Genomic DNA, 17,218 nt, shown 5'->3' with positions numbered 1-17,218 from the left:
ATGATCCCAAGAAACAGCATCGATAGACCAAACAGCAGTGGTCTTAGAGCAAGAAGATCTGCGTCATTGACCGAAGGGACCGCATTGCGTCGTCGCATTTTCTTCGATGAAATTGCCGTCGATGGCAATTTTCGGTCAACAGCGGGTCCGTGGCGGTGCGAGTCGAGAAGGCCACCAGGCAGGAACAATTGGATTGTGTCATCTCGACGCCGGACGTCGTCGGACGATAGGTTGCGTCATAGGGCAAGCCATCATGATGATGATGATGATGATGATGACGTACCTTCGCCTCGGTCGACGGCCGAGGACCGTGGAAGTGTCCATGTTGTCCGCCATCCATCGCGTGAACAACGTCCGATAGCATCTGCATCCAACCGTTGTGTTCCAAGCAACTGCAACGTGTCGCTCCCAACTGGAACACAAAGATTGCCAACAGCAAAACTGCCTTTCGAGTTGCTTGCAATCGGTACCACATAGATCGAATTCTATCACCACCGAGCATCTAGGCCAAACCGAAATGACCAAAGACTGCTGGATAACTGCTGAAATCATTGACCTTTCACAACGCTTTCGTCAGACTTCCGTCGAGCAGTAAGCCGTTTAGTCGATGGGAGGAAGTCCAATACTCCTGAAGTGCTTCCAGGTATTTTAGATTGGACTGATAGTAGGTTCGTTGTGCCGTGAGGAAATCGAGGAAGCGCAAGTCTCCTTGGCGATAGCCCTCGGCAACCAATTCCTGGGTTTCATGAGCCTGGGGTAGAATGGTGTTTTGGAAACGCAAAATCTGCGTGTGGGCCACCTGGTACTGAGCATACACAACGCCCAATCGTTCGCGAAGTCTCTGCTCAATGTGTCGAACATGGGCTTGAGCCTGACGAACTTCAGCGCACGCCGCACCAATTCCTCCCTGATTACGGTCCCAGACCGGTACTGCAAATCCAGCGTTAATCGATGCAAACGTGTTTCCCGTCGCATTGTCGTATTGAACGGCAAATTGCGTTTTTAAATCTGAAATCGGTTCAGCCCGTGCTCGTCGTACTTTTGCTCGTGCACGATCGACCTGAGCGATCCCAGCGGCAATACTAGGATGCTCGGCTAACACCTGAGTCAATGCGTCATCCCAACTCATGAGCCGCTTGGCTGGCTTCAATGTACCGACCAATTTGGGTGGCGTGTGGTTGAGGTCAGGGAATCCATCGATGCCGACTCGTGCCAACAATTGGTGCCAGGCGGCTAGTTTACTGGCGGCGGTTGCCTGCCGTTCTAAGACCACACGATCTTGTTCAATTCGAGCTTGTAAATAATCGGTTTTGGGCGATTCCTGAGCATGAAACAAGCTGCGCGCCGTCGCCGTCGTTTTATCCGCAATTCGATCAAGCTGCAGGAGTATTTTTTCCCGCTCTTGAAGAACCAAAAGATTGTAAAAGCTGATGCGGACATCGGTTAAGACACGAAGGCGATTTGCAGACAATTCCAGTCCTAGTCGATCGATTTCACCCGTCACGACAGCCCGATTCAGTCCGCGTTTGTTTCCGCGAATCACGGTTTGCCCCAGGTAAGCTCCTTGCTGCCCAGCTTTACCATCATCTCCAATCTCGGACCCGATGTAACCTAACGTAGGATTTTTGCGCAGGCCAACCTGCAACCTTCTCCAACGTGCCGCGTCAAGTCGAGCCAACGATTCGGCAACAATGGGGCTATTGTTAAGCGCTGCTTGTTCTATTTCCACCAGGGAAAATCCTGGTAGCGGTGGTAACGGTCCCATATTGTCCAGCTGAATCGGTTCAGGGGGCACCAGGAATTCGGGATTCCCCAGCATTGCCGCTGACGAATCAGTGGGCCTTGGCTGTGCAGCGGCGTCACTAATCGCGCCTAGGCAAATAGCAAGCGACAGACAGGTCCATCGGAAATCGAAGACTGATTTTCGGTGCATAACACGCTCGCCAAAGATCAGGTACGAAACCAATTCGAGAGTATGTCAGACAAGCAGCCGTACCAACAAAGTTGCCAACGAGTGCCAGCAGCTGGCAAAACACGAATACTTCGACATCTCAGTGTCTCAAACCCGACCGGACAGGAGTCATTAGGAAAAAAGGGAAGTGTTTTGAGAGGTGCTATCGTGAAGTGAGTTTTTGGAAGGGTTACAGTTATATCGGTGGCAGGAGTGGTGCAGCATTAGCCCGCCTCCTAAGCTGTCAGAACCAGTGGGATTACAGGGTTTGCTGTCTGCGCCAGCTCAGCTTGGAAAGCTCGGCCTCATGCAAATATTCGTCAAATCCGGCATTTCCGGAGTAACTGTAAAACTTTGCCTAATCTGCGATCTGTCACTTCACGATACTTAGCCAATGAAACCACGTTGGCTCGCCGGTGATACCTGGTAGCTCCGGGACAGCGTGTTGTACGGCAATCTGCCGTTGAGACGATGGGGGAATGACCATTGGCGAATAACATGTCAAAGATGAAGGCAATCGGTGCAATGAGTTTCGGTCTCATTGTCTTCGCGCAAGTCTTGGCAAGCACACCATTGCAGGCCGAAGATTGGCTACCTCCCATCCTGAATCCGGCGCAAAGTGATGCAACGATATCCGCCACGGAGCCGCCGAATTTACAGCCGCCGAACTCGAGACCGTTTGAACTATCCGATCCGATCGTGCTGGATCCGATCAAGCTGGCACCGATTGTCATCGCAGGAGCGAATCAAGAAGAGAGCCCATTGCCGCCGATTGCTCCGCAACCCGCAGCCTTTCCAAGCGCGAGCGGCACGAAACTGCCTCAATGGACCGAAACGACGGAAACCGACACAACGGCCACAAGCGATCCTTCGACACCAACCTTCGTTGCTGCGAAATTGCCGATCCGGTCGGATGAACTCGGTGATCTCGCATCCCAACCCCAATCCACAGCGACGGAACATCAGCAGATCTCGGCAGAGCGAGCTACCGATGCGGGCCTCCCGTCGGGTCCTAAACGACCACCATTACCATCCTATCTACAGGGTGAACGGCTCCCGCTTGATCAACAAGTTTTCACACCCGACATGAGCGTTACCCAGAATTTGCCGGGGCCGCCACAATGGGCAATTGGATTTCCGAGTTCGACGACAACAGGCGGATATCTGGCCGCGATCAACGGCACGATCAAAGACCAGCAACCGATCAACCCGAATTACAAGCGCGTGCTTGATCTGTACCCAGAGGGCAACAATCGGCGACTGATCGAGCAAGTACGAAAAGTTGTCCAGGAAACAGAAGTTGGAATCGACGTCACCGATGAGCAGTGGATCACCGTTCGAGGCGGCGGCAAGCGGATCACCTGGGGTGGTCGGATAGATACCGATTGGGTGAACTGGGCTCGTGATGAGGAGTTTGGTCAACCCAATTATGTCGAATTCCGACGTTTGCGTCTGTTTGCAAGCGGAGAAGGCTACGGCGTCTACGATTACCAACTCGATCTCGGTTTCGCACCCGACGTGAACGACCTTTTCCAGGCAACAGAACTGGACGTTGAGGTCAAAGATGCCTTTGTTGGGCTCCGCGATTTACCAATGCTGGGATACCTCATGATCGGTCATTTCCGTGTTCCGATCGGGCTCGCTAACACGACCAGCAGTCGTTTTATTCCGTTCATGGAACGAAGCCTTCCAACTCGCTTGTTACCGGCACGAGCTCTGGGGGTCGCCGCCTACAACGCATCCCCATCTGAAAATCTCACTTGGTCTCTGGGAGCGTTTTTCGACGATCTGAATGACAATCGGGGTGCAATCATCGACGACAATCAAGGTGCTCGCATCGTCGGCCGCACGACGTGTACACCGTTTTATGATGAACTATCGCATCGTTGCTTCTTGCACACGGGACTCGGCTATATGTACAGTCGCCCAAGAAGCAGGTCGAACCCGCTGATCAGTTCGTACCGACCGGTTCGCTTCTGGGCACGACCCGAAATCAGTCGAGGAAATCCGCTCATCGACACGGGCCTTGCCAACACCCAGCATTACCAAACAGCGAATGTTGAATTAGCCTTGGTGAACGGGCCAGTGACAATTCAAAGTGAAATGACCTGGACAGGATGGAACCAAACCAGCGGTGAGAAATCGAATTTGTACGGAGCCTACGTTTATGGCAGTTGGTTCTTAACCGGCGAACAACGAAGCTACAATCGTCGCTTTGGCACCTTCGGACGTGTTACTCCCTATGAGAACTTTTGGATCGTGCCAACCAAGGATGGGCACCGTGCCGGCTGGGGTGCTTGGGAATTGGCCACACGTTGGTCCTACCTAAGTTTCTCCGATTACAACGAGCAATACCTAAACGATCTGACGGTTGGTGTGAATTGGTATTGGAATCCTAACTGTCGCGTGATGATGAATTGGATCCACCCAATGGCACACAACAGTCCCGCCGCACGGGTCACCACGGGCAACGCAAGTGGCGACATTATCGCGCTACGCATGCAGGTAGATTTCTAGACCAAGCAGCCTGTAACACGAAAGGAGTTCGACCGTGAGAATCCTGATGGTTGGTATTGTGATCGCTTCACTGTGGGCGACTCCCGTAACCGCAGAGCTTCGAGCCTTGTTATCCCCGCTGACTGCGGCTAAGTCGAGCAACGGTGCGAACTGCGACGGCTGCGATTGCGAAGCAGACGCATGTTGCGAAACGAGTCCTCTCTGCATGATCTGTCGCCCCCATCGAACACGGAGGACTGTTGAGCTCCAAAGATGGTCGGTTTCTACGGAACCTGCCTGCGTCAGTTGGTGCAAATCATTCTGTGGACTGGGCCGCGGCTGCTCGGATTGCTGTGCTCAAGCCCCCAACTGTCGCTGCAGTCAAGTACGACCTCGAAATCGCCTATTACGGCTCAAAGAAGCTCGTTATGTACCCACGGTGGTCCATTTGGCTGAATCCGAATGCCAAAAATGCAGCTGCTACGGCGATGTGGCCGGCGTGCAATTACAGGCTGCTCCCAAGCCGGATTCGGCCACAACTGCGACGGAAAGCGCAAAGATATACTGGATTGACAAAGCTGCCGAAGAAGCCGTTCCTCGTCTGGGCGTCTGGACAGACCCAGCAAAAGAAACAAAGTCTGACGAAATTAACACCGCTAAGGTACACTGGTTAAACGCTCCAGCCGCTACGTCGCCTCCAGCCGTTGAAACGAAGCCGATCCATCGAGTATCTGATTTACCAACTCCGAAAGTTGATTTGTTATCTCCCGTCGGAAAAACCGAACCAGATCCGAACCAAGACGATCAAGACGATCAAGACGATCAACAAACAGAATAACAATCCGAAGAAAGTCGAAAGGACATTTTGATGACACGTAACCCTACGGTCGCCGCTTTCGTGACTGTGCGCCGGTCACTTGCCATCTGTCTGCCAGCGTTTGCGATGACGATCGTCACCGCAAATCTGACCCATTGCAGTTCATCTTGCCACGCGCAAGAGGTGGCAGGCATCGTATCATGGCAACAACTAGAAACGCCAACCGATGATCTGATTCGACTTTCGACAACGTATACCGATGCGTTGAAGGAATTGAAGATCGCGCGTCTCAGCCTGGACACCTTGAAAACGCTGCGTCCGAACGCAGTAGTAACCAACCTCGAAATCCAAATCGCAAATTTGAATTCCGAAGCAGCAGAACGCAAGGTGAAGCTACTACGATCGATCGTCGAAAAGCAGTTGCTTGCTGCTCAAAACAAACTTGAAATCATCAAGTACCTCGAAGCACGATTTGCTACCCCCAATGGCGACGAGAGTGGGTTAAACGATCGACAATACATTCGTGCTCAGGATGAAGCCACGGTTCAAATCCTGAAAATGATTCTCGAGATGCAATAAAAAAAATTCACAACAACTCAAACTCCGTCCGGCCAAGCAACGCGCTGGCCGGAGTCATGAGCGTGCGAGCGAGCACCCCGGCCAGTCTCTTTCTTGCTAACAGGACTGCTCCGGTTCGGCAGTAACGTTTGCTGATCGATCTCTCACCGATCACATGTTCTAATTTCGTGACATCGAGCTTCACCGCCGAAATCGCTGTCGCCGTACGGGAATCCGGCTTTCTCAGACGTATTACTGGGGGCTTCTGTTAGAATTGAGAGAATACGCTCACGATTCTGATGCCCACTGAATCGCTTCCCACGACCGGCTTTGGCAAGCTGCCCAATCAGCGATACGACGACAGCATTCGACAGATCCGCCGTCGCATCGGCGTGTGATAACGGTTCGCCGGTTCACCTCTACATTCTTTTCTCGTTGACGGTAATCGACATGAAACGCAAGCGGATGAATCGCCTTCGGCGTTCCTCAAGTAGCACTCTTTCGCGTAGAGCTTTTCATGAATTTGAAAAACTCGAACCTCGCTATGTACTGGACAGCACTGTCGTTTTCAACGAAGTGATGTATCACCCGCCAGCAGCAGCCGACGAAACGCTGGAATGGATCGAGCTTTACAACCAACTGTCAGTTGACATGGATATTTCCGAATGGAGCCTACGAGGTGGAGTTAATTATGACTTCCCCGACGGCACAGTCGTGCCGGGTCACGGGTTCGTCGTGGTGGCAGCAAACCCAAGTGAATTGGCAGCGGCTGCGGGTCCGATCGACGCACTCGGCCCTTTTACAGGTCGACTAGATAATGGGGGCGATTCCCTGAAGCTGTACAACAACGATGCTCGTTTGATGAATTCCATCTCGTACAACGACCGAGGCGATTGGCCAGTTGGTCCGGATGGATCGGGCGCCACCTTAGCAAAATTCCTGCAGACGACCTCGAGCGAAGATGCCAAAAACTGGACCACTAGCCTTGAGCTAGGGGGCACGCCGGGTACAGCAAACTTTTTCGAAGATGGCTCCGTTCGCCAAACGACATTATTGCGTAGTCGGGTCGACGCAACCGTTCATGTGCCCAGTGACAATTCGCTGGGATTGGACTGGACTGAAATTAACTTCGACGATGCGGACTGGACCCAGGGATCCACTGGAATCGGTTACGAACGCAGCTCCGGCTACGACGCACTGTTTGGACTTAATCTGGCGGATCCGCCCCAGAATCAACGGGCGGTCGCGATGTATGATGTCAATCAAACCGCGTATGTCCGCATTCCCTTCTCACTGGATTCAGATCCGGCTGAGTTTGACGCACTTTCGCTGCGAATGAAATTCGACGACGGTTTTGTGGCCTACATCAACGGAACGGAAGTTGCTGAAGACAACGCACCGGCAACCGTGACATGGAATTCAGGTGCAAACGGCTCACGCAGTGATGGGGAGGCAGTTCAATTCGCGGACTACGACATCACGGGCATTGTCGATACTCTTGTGCAAGGGGAAAACGTCCTAGCGATTCACGGCTTGAATCAAAGCCTGACCAGCAGCGACTTCCTGATTCTCCCCGAGATTGTCGGCATTGAGGAAATCGCAGGCAAGGGTCCAGGCGGAGGTGCGGCGGCGATTGCCTTCAACGAAATCCAGGCGGCCGACGAGAGTCTCTTCTGGCTTGAACTTGCTAACGACAGCGGTGAAGCAATTGAGTTGAACGGTATCACGCTTGAAGCGACGGGGCTCACAGGCGGCACTTACACATTCGGCGCCGAAACCTTGCCCGTCGGCGGGCTGATCAGCCTTACCGAACAAGAGCTTGGTTTCCATCCCGACGACGGCGAGCGATTGTTTCTCTATCGTCCCAACCCAAAAAGCTTGATTGACGCCCGACAGGTCACGAATCGCTTACGAGGTCGTTCTCAAGTGCACGATGAAGATTGGCTCTATCCGACGACGGCAACAGCTGGCTCAGTTAACCACTTTGTGATGACCGACGACATCGTGATTAACGAGATCATGTATCACGCGCAACCTCAACTGAGCCAACCGGGTACGGCCGCCACCTTTGAAACCACAACGCTACTGCCCATCGACGCGAGCTGGCGTTACAACCAGTCAGGGGATAATCTGGGACGCAGCTGGTACAAGACATCTTATGATGTCGACAACCAAACATGGTTTTCCGGCCGTGGATTGTTGGGCTACGAAAATGAAACCTTACCAGAGCCTCTCAGGACGCAACTGACCAATCCAAGTGACGATCGCCAGACGACCTACTACTTCCAAACCAACTTCCAGTTTGACGGAAATCTTACAGCCGCATCAGACATCGTCCTTCGGCATGTGATTGATGACGGTGTCATCATTTATTTGAATGGCACGGAAGTGACTCGATTCAACATGCCAAGTGGCAATGTTTCATCGACCACCTTGGCATCCAACACGGTCAATGAAGGCTCCTACAGCAGCCCCATTTTAATTCCGCTTGATCTTTTACAAGCCGGCACCAATGTCCTTTCGGCGGAACTTCATCAGGGTTCGACCAACAGCAGTGACTTTGTCTTTGGTGCCGAAATTGTGGTACGGGGCGAACTAACAGCTGCCACACCGGGCATTCCCTTCAACAAATCCGACGAAGAATGGATCGAACTCTATAATCGCAGTGACGAGCCGATCGATGTCAGCGGATGGAAGCTCAAAGAAGGCGTCAATTTTACGTTTGCCTCCAACACACAAATCCCGGCCAAGGGATACGTCGTGATCGCAAGAGACGCGAAAGCTTTCGCGGCCGAGTTCCCAGCTGCCACAGTTGCCGGCGAATTCTCAGGTTCGTTAGCAAATTCAGGTGAAATCATCTTGCTAGTTGATGACAACAACAATCCGGCGGATCGAGTGCATTACCTCGAGCGTGGCGAGTGGCCAGAATTCGCGGATGGGGGCGGCTCAAGCCTCGAACTGCAGGACCCCTTTGCCGACAATTCAAAAGGAGCGTCCTGGGCCGCCAGCAATGAATCAGACAAGTCGCAGTGGCAAACTTACTCAGTCAGTAAGGTGACTGGAGCTGACTTAGTGAATGCCTTGTATAACGAGTTCATCTTCGGCCTACTCGATGCGGGCGAATTCTTGATTGACGAGATCTCGGTGGTTCAAAGCGGTCGTGAATTGATGCAAAATGGCGACTTCGAGGATGACGCAATTGGAGCTGCACCCGATCATTGGCGATTGATCGGCACGCACAGCGGACAAGTGGTTGTTGACCCGCACAGCCCGACCAACAAGGTGCTGCATGTGGTGGCCAACGGTGCACAACAGCACGTGCACGACCATGTGGAAACGACCTTCGTCAACAACACAAGCATCCGTAATAACGCTGAATACACGATTTCATTCCGGGCGAAATGGCTGACTGGAAATCGGCAATTCAACAACCGCTTGTACTTCACGCGCATCGGCAACACAATTCAGCTAGATACACCACAAGACAATGGGACTCCGGGGCTGACGAATTCAACGCTTGTTAATAACCTGGGACCATCCTTTCAAAATTTACGGCATTCGCCCATCATCCCTGCTCCCAATCAACCGACGACCGTGACCGTTACCGCAGACGATCCTCATGGTGTCGATTCGTTAAAACTGCGGTGGAACATCGATGGCGGGAGCTGGAAAACGGTTGCCATGTCACATTTGGGCGACGGGAACTATCGCGGTTCAATTCCTGGCCAATCGTCGAATCGCGTTGTGCAATTTTACATTGAGGCAACTGACGATCGCGGCGTTAAATCGTTGTACCCGGCAGAGGGAGCTGATTCTCGGGCGTTGTACCAGGTACGAGGCAGCAGTTCGACAACTCGAGCAATTGACACGTTTCAATTAATCATGCTGTCGAGCGACGAACGCTCGTTGTTTTCGTCAGTTAATCGCATGAGCAACAACTACCGTGGTGCCACGCTCATCCATAACGGGACCGACGTTTTTTACAACGTCGATGCCCGACAGGTCGGAAGCCGCTTCATTCGCCCCAATAGTGGCTACAAAATCCGACTTAATCCTGAGCAGCCCTTCTACGGAGTGCATCACTCACTTCGCTTTGATCTGAATGGGATTGAAGAAATTGTCTACAAACAAATGATCAATCGGACCGGTGGCAGCAGTGTGAGTGTCTACGATGACATTTCCTATCTGATCTCCCCTCACTCGGGACACACGCGGACGATCCTTCTGAATCTGGCACGATTCGAAGACATGTTCTTAGATGAGCAATTTAAAAACGGAGGCGATGGGACCAAGTGGGAACTCGACGATGTCACCTATCCCACTGACCCTAACCCTTCACCAGAAGGACTGAAAAGCGGAACGGGCGTCAGTTCGCCCGACATCCTCGATCGGGGTACGGACCAAGAGGCTTACCGCGGTCATTTATTGATTAAGAACAACCGATCGAAGGACGATTACAGCCGCCTCGTCGAGATGGCCCAAGCGATCCACAAATCGGGCGATGAGCTGTATGAAGCCACCAACGAAACGATGGATGTCGATCTTTGGATGCGGCACTACGCAACTCAAGCGTTCCTCGGTAACTGGGACACCTACGGTTTTCGGCGGCCAAAAAACCTCCGCGTTTACGAACGACCAAGCGATCGCAAGATCATTCCCCTGGCCTGGGATTACGACCTCGCGAATTTAACGGAGCCATTGATCTACAACGGAGGTTCCAGCCGTTTAGATGAAATCCGCAACCTGCCGGCCAACACGAGACTTTTCTGGGGGCATCTGCTGGACTTAACTCAGCGAGGCTTCAACGCTGATTACATCGGTCGTTGGGCTCAGCATTATGGAGAGCTTGCCGGATCGAGCTTCAACAATGAAACAAACTTGGTTGGAAATCGAGTATCGCTCGTCAATTCCGAAGCCCGGTCCGCAATTCCGCAAGTCAGCTTTCGCATCACCACGAACGGAGGTCGGGATTTTTCTGTCAATGACAACGTTGCAACCTTAGCAGGGACTGGCTGGATTGATGTTCGCGAAATCATCTGGAAACAGGCTGGAATCCCGTTGGAATTAACGTGGACGTCCCAAGACGACTGGAAAGTTAACTTGCCGGTGTCCGAAGGTGAAAATCCGATCACCCTGGAAGCGTATGATTTCGCAGGTCAATTAATTCGCTCGGATACGATCACGATTCTTTCTACGGCAACGAATGACATTGCTTCATCCGTTCGAATCACCGAGCTTAACTACAACCCACACGATCCGACCGAAACGGAACTGGCCATCGACCCATCGCTGGACAATGACGATTTCGAGTTCATTGAATTACAGAATGTGGGCAACGGAAGCGTCAATTTGTTGCAATCACGAATCGGTGACGGAGTCGAATTCACCTTCCCAACAGTCGAACTCGATGCGGGCGATTATGGTTTAGTCGTGCGTGACGCTGATGCATTTCGTCTACGTTATGGTAACTCAATACCGATCCTCGGAGAATTCAAAGGAAAACTCAATAACGGCGGGGAATCGCTACAACTGCTCAATGCGAATGGCGAAGTCATCATTGATTTTGAATACCAAGACAGCATTCTTTGGCCGCAAAACGCCGATGGAGTCGGCGGAACCCTGGTACTCGCCAGTCCCGCGACCACGCCACCTTCACAATTCGGCAAGCATTACCAATGGCGAAGCAGCACTGAAATTGGCGGCTCTCCCGGTACGGCCCCAGCGGCTGAAATTGGCGTCATGATCAACGAAGTGTTGGCACACACGGATCCGCCGCTCACCGCCTCGGATTCGATTGAACTGTTCAATCCGACGAATCAACCCATCAACGTGGGTGGTTGGTTCGTCAGCGACTCAGCAAATGATTTGTTGAAGTTCCGCATCCAAGCGAACACCGTAATCGCAGCAGGTGGATATCTCGTCCTGACTGAAGCGGATTTCAACCCAACGCCGCTGAATCCCGGGGCAGACGACTTTGCCTTAAGCGGTGCCCATGGAGACGACGTCTGGTTGAGCCAATCACAAAATGGGACGGTCATCGACGCTTTCGTCGACGACGTTCACTTTGGTGCCACCCCCAATGGCGAATCGATGGGACGCGTGCCCAATGGCAGTGGCAGACTTGCGCCTCTGCAACAAACAACATTCGGTACGGCCAATTCCCCAACGCGCACCGGTCCGCTCGTGATCAGCGAAATCCAATATTCGCCCAAAACACCGACGATCCAAGCTTTGCTGGCCGACCCCACGCTGACCGTCAATGATTTGGAATTTGTCGAAATCAACAATCCAACATCAGCGACTGTTGATTTAACGAACTGGCGACTACGCGGTGGAATCGATTGGGAATTCGCCACGAATGAACAACTGCAGGCGGGCGAGTCCTTGGTGATTGTTCCGTTCAAGCCGACGAAAGTCGGAAATGAAGCGAAAACTCGAGCCTTCCGGATCCAATACGGCATCAGTGAGAACATCCGATTGGTCGGTGGCTTAAGTGGTCAACTGGGTAACGAAGGAGAACGAATCGAGCTACAGCGGCCAGATCAGCCCCCCTTGGAGGAACCTGATTTCATCCCACGTCTCTGGGAAGACCAAGTCACCTACGATCACATCACTCCCTGGCCTCAACTCGATAGAGGGCAATCTCTCCAACGCGTCGATGCGCGTCAATTTGGCAATGATGCGGCCAGCTGGATTGCAGGTGAGCCATCTCCTGGCGGCTTTGTTCCGTCAAACGTCGACGTCGATTTCAATAGCGATGGTGTTGTTGATGTGCAAGATGTCGATCTTGCCTGCCTGGGGATTCGAGCAAACGACTTGAGATTCGATTTGACCGAGGATGGCATCGTCGATGATCGCGATCTATCAATGCTGATCAATGACATTCTCAGAACCACCCCAGGAGACTCCAACCTGGATGGACAATTCAACTCATTGGATTTCGTGATCGTATTTTCCGCAGGCCAATATCAAGATGCTGTTGCCGGTAATTCCCTCTGGTCATCCGGCGATTGGAATAACGACGGTGAATTTGACACTTCTGACCTGGTGGTCGCATTCCAAGCCGGTGGTTATACAACTGCTGCGATCCCGGACTCCCGCCTGTCCGCGGCAGATATCTCGGCGGCCATCGCACCTCCCAGTCATCGAAGTCGTCTGCGAACTCGGGAGTCGGACCGTGAGCCACTCTTAACGGTCGAACCTGAGGTCCGCTTGATTGATCTGGCGCTGCAGTCGATGGATGAGTATCAAGCAAGGTCGAATCGACCATCGATCGAACCTGAATCAGATGATGCGATGGATAACGAAGCAGCATGGATCCTGCGAGAGCTGAAAGACTGAGCAGAATTAAGCTTCGCGGAGCAGACCGGTAAGCCGTAGCATGGCTCATTCGCATTTGCCCGTCATGATTCAAGAATTTCCCGCACGTCGGCGAGCCGTGGCAACCCATCTCGGTTTCCGATATGCCGACACTTGTGGGCGGCCGCGGCAGCACCGAGTTTCGAGGCCTGCTCTAACTCGAGCCCTTCCAACAAGCCAGCTAATACCCCGCCACAAAACACATCTCCGGCGCCGGTTGAATCAATAGCCGCGACTTCGATCGCAGAAACCCTGACGGTCTGGTGCGTTTCAAAAACCAGCGATCCTCGCTCACCTTGAGTGCAAATAGCGGCTTTGGCACCAAGCTCGAGCAATTTTTCACCGGCAGCCACCACATCATCTGTTTCAAAAAACTGCTTGGCAAATCGCTCTGGAAAACTGATCACGTCCGCCAACCCGATTAACTTCGCCGTCGCTGCTTTGGGAGAGCCCGCATCGATAAAAACTCGGCCACCACTTTCGCGTACAACACGAGCGGCTTCCACCGCCAACTCTCCGCCCGTGCCGTCCAAGTGCAAAAACTGACAGCCGCGCAACCTGGCCAAATCCTCGCTTGATAAAGCCAAATCGTTCCAGTCGCATTGATGAGCCACGATGGTTCGATCACCCGATCCATTCGAAATCCAAACGTGGGCGGTACCCGTACGGCGATCTCCACCCGCACAACTGCTGGAAAAATCGACGCCCTCCTTGTTTAAATCGGCTTCGATCTCTTGACCGTGCAAGTCGTCACCCCAGGGTGCAATCAAATAGCAATCCGTACCGAATCGAGCCAGTAAGACGAGCGAAGTTGGCACAGGACCGCCAATTTGCTGCCGGGTTTGCAAGGCATGCTCCTTCTCGTTTTCGATCGGAAACCGCTCCACAAACATTTGCTGATCCACAACGACCGAACCAAGGCCGACAACTAAGGCGCCTCTCATCTCAATTAATTCTCCCCCGTCGAATTCCCTGATTTAGCCACAGCTTGCCGTAAGCAAAAACAGCGGGACGTTTCCACTTTCAGGCCACGCCTAGCTGCTTCAGCCAGTAACCAGCTTTGTTTTCTCATCTGTTTGAGCTTGATCTTCATTGTAGAACTCCAGGACACCCCGCTCCAAGCCGTTTCCAGCCCCCTTCACAGTCGGCTCAACAATTCGAGATTTTGCAGGAAAGAGGCCCAACTACCAACTTGCGGGGCAAATAGGCAACTGCATCGGAGTCACTTATCGAGTCAGTCAGTCTCCCAATCCTCGTATTTCCGGCCAACCGTGTCTTTTCAACTGTGAACAAGCCGTGTATGATCGCGGGTTGATAGGCCACGATCGTAACCAGAGGCCTTCAGCTAGCTTTTGGATGCTTTCCCTCCAGTTCGCGTGAGCGGGTGCCGCGGGTGTTCTCTGATCGCGGTTGATTTCCCTGTTTCGACTCGTCCATGGCGCTACGGGTGCGCTGTGCGAGTGGCTGTGCGTATTTTTTGTTTTAAGAGGAGTGACGTGCCATGTCACAAGGTGTGATCAAGAAACTGATTTCGGACAAGGGCTTTGGATTCATCGAGGGCGATAAGGGTGAGTTATTTTTCCACCACAGCGCAGTCGAAGGTGCATCTTTCGAGACACTTCGAGAAGGACAATCTGTCGAATACACCGAAGGAAGCGGCCCCAAAGGGCCTCGTGCTGAATCGGTAAGCGTCATCTAACCATGCGTTTTCCTTGGCAGTACTTCCTGGGACCCTTGCGTACCCAGGAAGCACTGCGATTTGAAGGATCCCACGGGATACACGAAGGATCGTAACATCAACCACAAGCGAGGTAAGCATCCGAGATAAGCCCCGTCCCAGTCGAACGAACGAAACGACTCCTCGAATGAACGACCGGATCCGTATTTCTCCGGTAAAGGTCGTGAGCCATGACGGAAAAATGCTGGGCGAAATGCCCACGTCCGACGCGATGCAAATTGCATCGGAAGCCGGTTTGGATCTTGTGGAGGTAAGTGCCGACGCCCGACCTCCAGTCTGTCGCATCATGGACTATGGCAAGGTTCAGTACCAACGTCAAAAGAAACAAGGCGACGGATCGAAACATAGAGTTCAATTAAAACAAATACGCTTACGGGCTAAAATCGATCGACACGACATCGACTTCAAAGTCCGCAAGGCCCGTGAGTTTCTGAGCCACAAGCACAAAGTGAAAATCAATGTGTTGTTCCGTGGCCGGGAAAATGCTCACCATAACCGGGGTCGAGAGCTTTTGAACGAGGTTGTCAAGACGCTCGAAGATGTTGCCGCGATCGAACAACCCGTCAAGATGGAAGGTGGACGAGCAATGTCCGTACTCTTATCACCTCGGACACGGGCTAACACGTAACGTAAGGAATCAAAACTCTGCTAATGCATCGTTTCGCATTGGCAGCCGCAGTCGGGTCACGCATCCAAACTGCTGCTCAACATGATGAGACGATCATGGTTCTCGGCCTTGCGATTGTCCGAGATCCCGTTCGGCAGCAATCACGCAGAATTCATTCTGATTAATTTCGGCGACTCCAAAGTTGCCGCGTGTCCAAGCCTCGTATCCGCCCACGAAAGTCCTTCCGGACGTCGGATCCAATGCAGTTGGTGTTGCGGGCTCCCCACGCGAAGCCATCACGGCAGATGAACCGCCCGTATCTGGAGCCGATTGATTCAACATCGCCCCTGGCAAACGTACGTCACTCGCCACGAGAGGATCCCGTGGTATCACGAGCAGGAAGGGTGACCCGTTTCGCCACGGGATGATGCATTTCCACTAGCTGGCCAATGGATTCGCGGACCGTCAGTGGACGTTGAAGAAGATGATCGACGCAAAATGTTCGCTCGGTCCAGCTAATGGTTTCATCGGCACTGAGCGTCCGAAGCGACTCGTCCTTGAAGTTTTTGGCATTCCCGTTCCAGAATTCGATATAGCCATTATTGGGAGTTGCCGCAGTAAATTCTCGCTGCCGATTTGCCTCAACCGGGAAACCCCATCCCCAGATATCGACGGTTGGGCTTTGTTCCAGATCAAACGTATGCACGAGCCCTTCATCGCTTTCATGCGAATACACCGCGTAAAAAGGCTGACGCAGTTTCGTGGTGAGCAGATCACCTATCGACTTCCAGTTTTTAACCCATCGCAGGGGCGACGTCCTCGTCCCCAGTGGCAGACCGTGCATCCAATCATTGAAGTCTCGATCGTCTGGCACAAACTTGTCCGCAGGTAAAATTAATTCGGTGTTCCCGGTCACCTCGTCGCTTTCTCCGGGAGCTAGTACGGCCGTCGACCAGTGTGAATATTTGGTCAGTTTGTCGGATTGATTGTGAATGACAATCTTGGTTTCAAGAAAAGGCTTATCACGAAAGAGGGTGAAATACAGCTCGTGCCGCATTTGTGTCAACGGCTCAATACACGAGCACTTGATCGTTTTACGAGTGTCATCATCGACGAGAAGTTGATGTTTCCAATCCAACGCGTGAGATGTCCCATGCTCGCGACGTGGCATCACACGCTCGATACCTCCCCAGGTCATCCAAAATCCAGTGTCATTATTGGCCCCCAGCGGTTTGGCACATGGGTTGATCCAAAGCTGCTCGTTTGCAGTACGTTGATTGACCAAGGAATGAATCCGAGCCATGCTGGGAACAATCTGCACCTTAATGAAATCATTTGCCAATTCAATTCCGGACCACAGTGTCGAAACAGTTTCCGAGGGTCGCTTGCGAAACTCCTTCCAATCAAACACCGGGACTCCACGTTGATCGTTTTTGACCGCGAACTGATAATCAATGAATTGGACGGGCACTTTGACCGCGCGCATCGTGACTGGCGGGTGGGCCATGCCGCCGTTGCAAAGCAGCATCCCCACGCAACTGACAAGGACTCCCGTCAAGATTCTTACCCAACACAAACGCCTCGTCGACGATCGATTCATCTCGTATACTCAGCCAGAATTAAGTTAGAAGGGGCAGGTCGTCCGAAAGCTCATTCGTATAGGAGCTGAAAATCGATGCAATTCTGATACCT

General features: G+C 52.6%; 11 protein-coding genes. 6 read left to right on the top strand and 5 right to left on the bottom strand.

The window, feature by feature from the left end:
• Positions 1 to 43: 43 nt before the first annotated feature.
• Both P8N76_04385 and P8N76_04380 read right to left on the bottom strand, forming a co-directional pair.
• On the bottom strand, positions 44 to 475 hold the full coding sequence (locus tag P8N76_04385; protein ID MDG2380888.1) for a hypothetical protein: 432 nt from the start codon (positions 473 to 475) through the stop codon (positions 44 to 46).
• 84 nt (positions 476 to 559) lie between these two features.
• Positions 560 to 1,933, bottom strand: coding sequence for a TolC family protein (locus P8N76_04380; GenBank protein ID MDG2380887.1), 1,374 nt, complete (start codon positions 1,931 to 1,933; stop codon positions 560 to 562).
• 516 nt (positions 1,934 to 2,449) lie between these two features.
• Here P8N76_04380 and P8N76_04375 point away from each other — a divergent pair.
• The 4 genes from P8N76_04375 to P8N76_04360 all read left to right on the top strand — a co-directional run bounded on the left by P8N76_04375 (position 2,450) and on the right by P8N76_04360 (position 13,163).
• Positions 2,450 to 4,468 carry a porin gene (locus tag P8N76_04375; protein MDG2380886.1) on the top strand — a complete coding sequence of 673 codons (2,019 nt, stop codon included), beginning with the start codon at positions 2,450 to 2,452 and terminating at the stop codon, positions 4,466 to 4,468.
• 34 nt (positions 4,469 to 4,502) lie between these two features.
• On the top strand, positions 4,503 to 5,285 hold the full coding sequence (locus tag P8N76_04370) for a hypothetical protein (protein MDG2380885.1): 783 nt from the start codon (positions 4,503 to 4,505) through the stop codon (positions 5,283 to 5,285).
• Positions 5,286 to 5,315: 30 nt separating this feature from the next.
• On the top strand, positions 5,316 to 5,843 hold the full coding sequence (locus P8N76_04365; protein ID MDG2380884.1) for a hypothetical protein: 528 nt from the start codon (positions 5,316 to 5,318) through the stop codon (positions 5,841 to 5,843).
• Between the two features lie 429 nt (positions 5,844 to 6,272).
• Complete coding sequence (locus P8N76_04360) at positions 6,273 to 13,163, top strand: lamin tail domain-containing protein (GenBank protein MDG2380883.1); 6,891 nt, start codon at positions 6,273 to 6,275, stop codon at positions 13,161 to 13,163.
• 62 nt (positions 13,164 to 13,225) lie between these two features.
• Here P8N76_04360 and P8N76_04355 read toward each other — a convergent pair whose 3' ends face one another.
• Positions 13,226 to 14,125, bottom strand: coding sequence for a PfkB family carbohydrate kinase (locus tag P8N76_04355; GenBank protein ID MDG2380882.1), 900 nt, complete (start codon positions 14,123 to 14,125; stop codon positions 13,226 to 13,228).
• Positions 14,126 to 14,682: 557 nt separating this feature from the next.
• Here P8N76_04355 and P8N76_04350 point away from each other — a divergent pair.
• Entirely contained in the window at positions 14,683 to 14,880 is a 198-nt protein-coding gene (locus P8N76_04350; GenBank protein MDG2380881.1) for a cold shock domain-containing protein, read from the top strand.
• A gap of 118 nt (positions 14,881 to 14,998) precedes the next feature.
• Entirely contained in the window at positions 14,999 to 15,547 is a 549-nt protein-coding gene (infC, locus tag P8N76_04345) for a translation initiation factor IF-3 (GenBank protein MDG2380880.1), read from the top strand.
• Positions 15,548 to 15,640: 93 nt separating this feature from the next.
• On the opposite strand, the gene P8N76_04340 is transcribed toward infC, so the two are convergent.
• Entirely contained in the window at positions 15,641 to 15,898 is a 258-nt protein-coding gene (locus P8N76_04340; GenBank protein ID MDG2380879.1) for a hypothetical protein, read from the bottom strand.
• On the bottom strand, positions 15,888 to 17,126 hold the full coding sequence (locus P8N76_04335) for a DUF5107 domain-containing protein (protein MDG2380878.1): 1,239 nt from the start codon (positions 17,124 to 17,126) through the stop codon (positions 15,888 to 15,890). The genes P8N76_04340 and P8N76_04335 overlap by 11 nt, the downstream gene beginning before the upstream one ends.
• Between the last annotated feature and the right edge of the window lie 92 nt (positions 17,127 to 17,218).

The organism is Pirellulaceae bacterium, from assembly GCA_029243025.1.
Classification (GTDB): domain Bacteria; phylum Planctomycetota; class Planctomycetia; order Pirellulales; family Pirellulaceae.
The sequence above is the reverse complement of the archived record's forward strand: the minus strand, read 5'-3'. Positions and strand labels throughout refer to the sequence as shown.

Bases quoted from the DNA above. Each gene is read 5' to 3' on its own strand.
- P8N76_04385 (MDG2380888.1), bottom strand. From the start codon at position 475: ATGTGGTACCGATTGCAAGCAACTCGAAAGGCAGTTTTGCTGTTGGCA.
- P8N76_04380 (MDG2380887.1), bottom strand. From the start codon at position 1,933: ATGCACCGAAAATCAGTCTTCGATTTCCGATGGACCTGTCTGTCGCTT.
- P8N76_04375 (MDG2380886.1), top strand. From the start codon at position 2,450: ATGTCAAAGATGAAGGCAATCGGTGCAATGAGTTTCGGTCTCATTGTC.
- P8N76_04365 (MDG2380884.1), top strand. From the start codon at position 5,316: ATGACACGTAACCCTACGGTCGCCGCTTTCGTGACTGTGCGCCGGTCA.
- P8N76_04360 (MDG2380883.1), top strand. From the start codon at position 6,273: ATGAAACGCAAGCGGATGAATCGCCTTCGGCGTTCCTCAAGTAGCACT.
- P8N76_04355 (MDG2380882.1), bottom strand. From the start codon at position 14,125: ATGAGAGGCGCCTTAGTTGTCGGCCTTGGTTCGGTCGTTGTGGATCAG.
- P8N76_04350 (MDG2380881.1), top strand. From the start codon at position 14,683: ATGTCACAAGGTGTGATCAAGAAACTGATTTCGGACAAGGGCTTTGGA.
- P8N76_04335 (MDG2380878.1), bottom strand. From the start codon at position 17,126: ATGAATCGATCGTCGACGAGGCGTTTGTGTTGGGTAAGAATCTTGACG.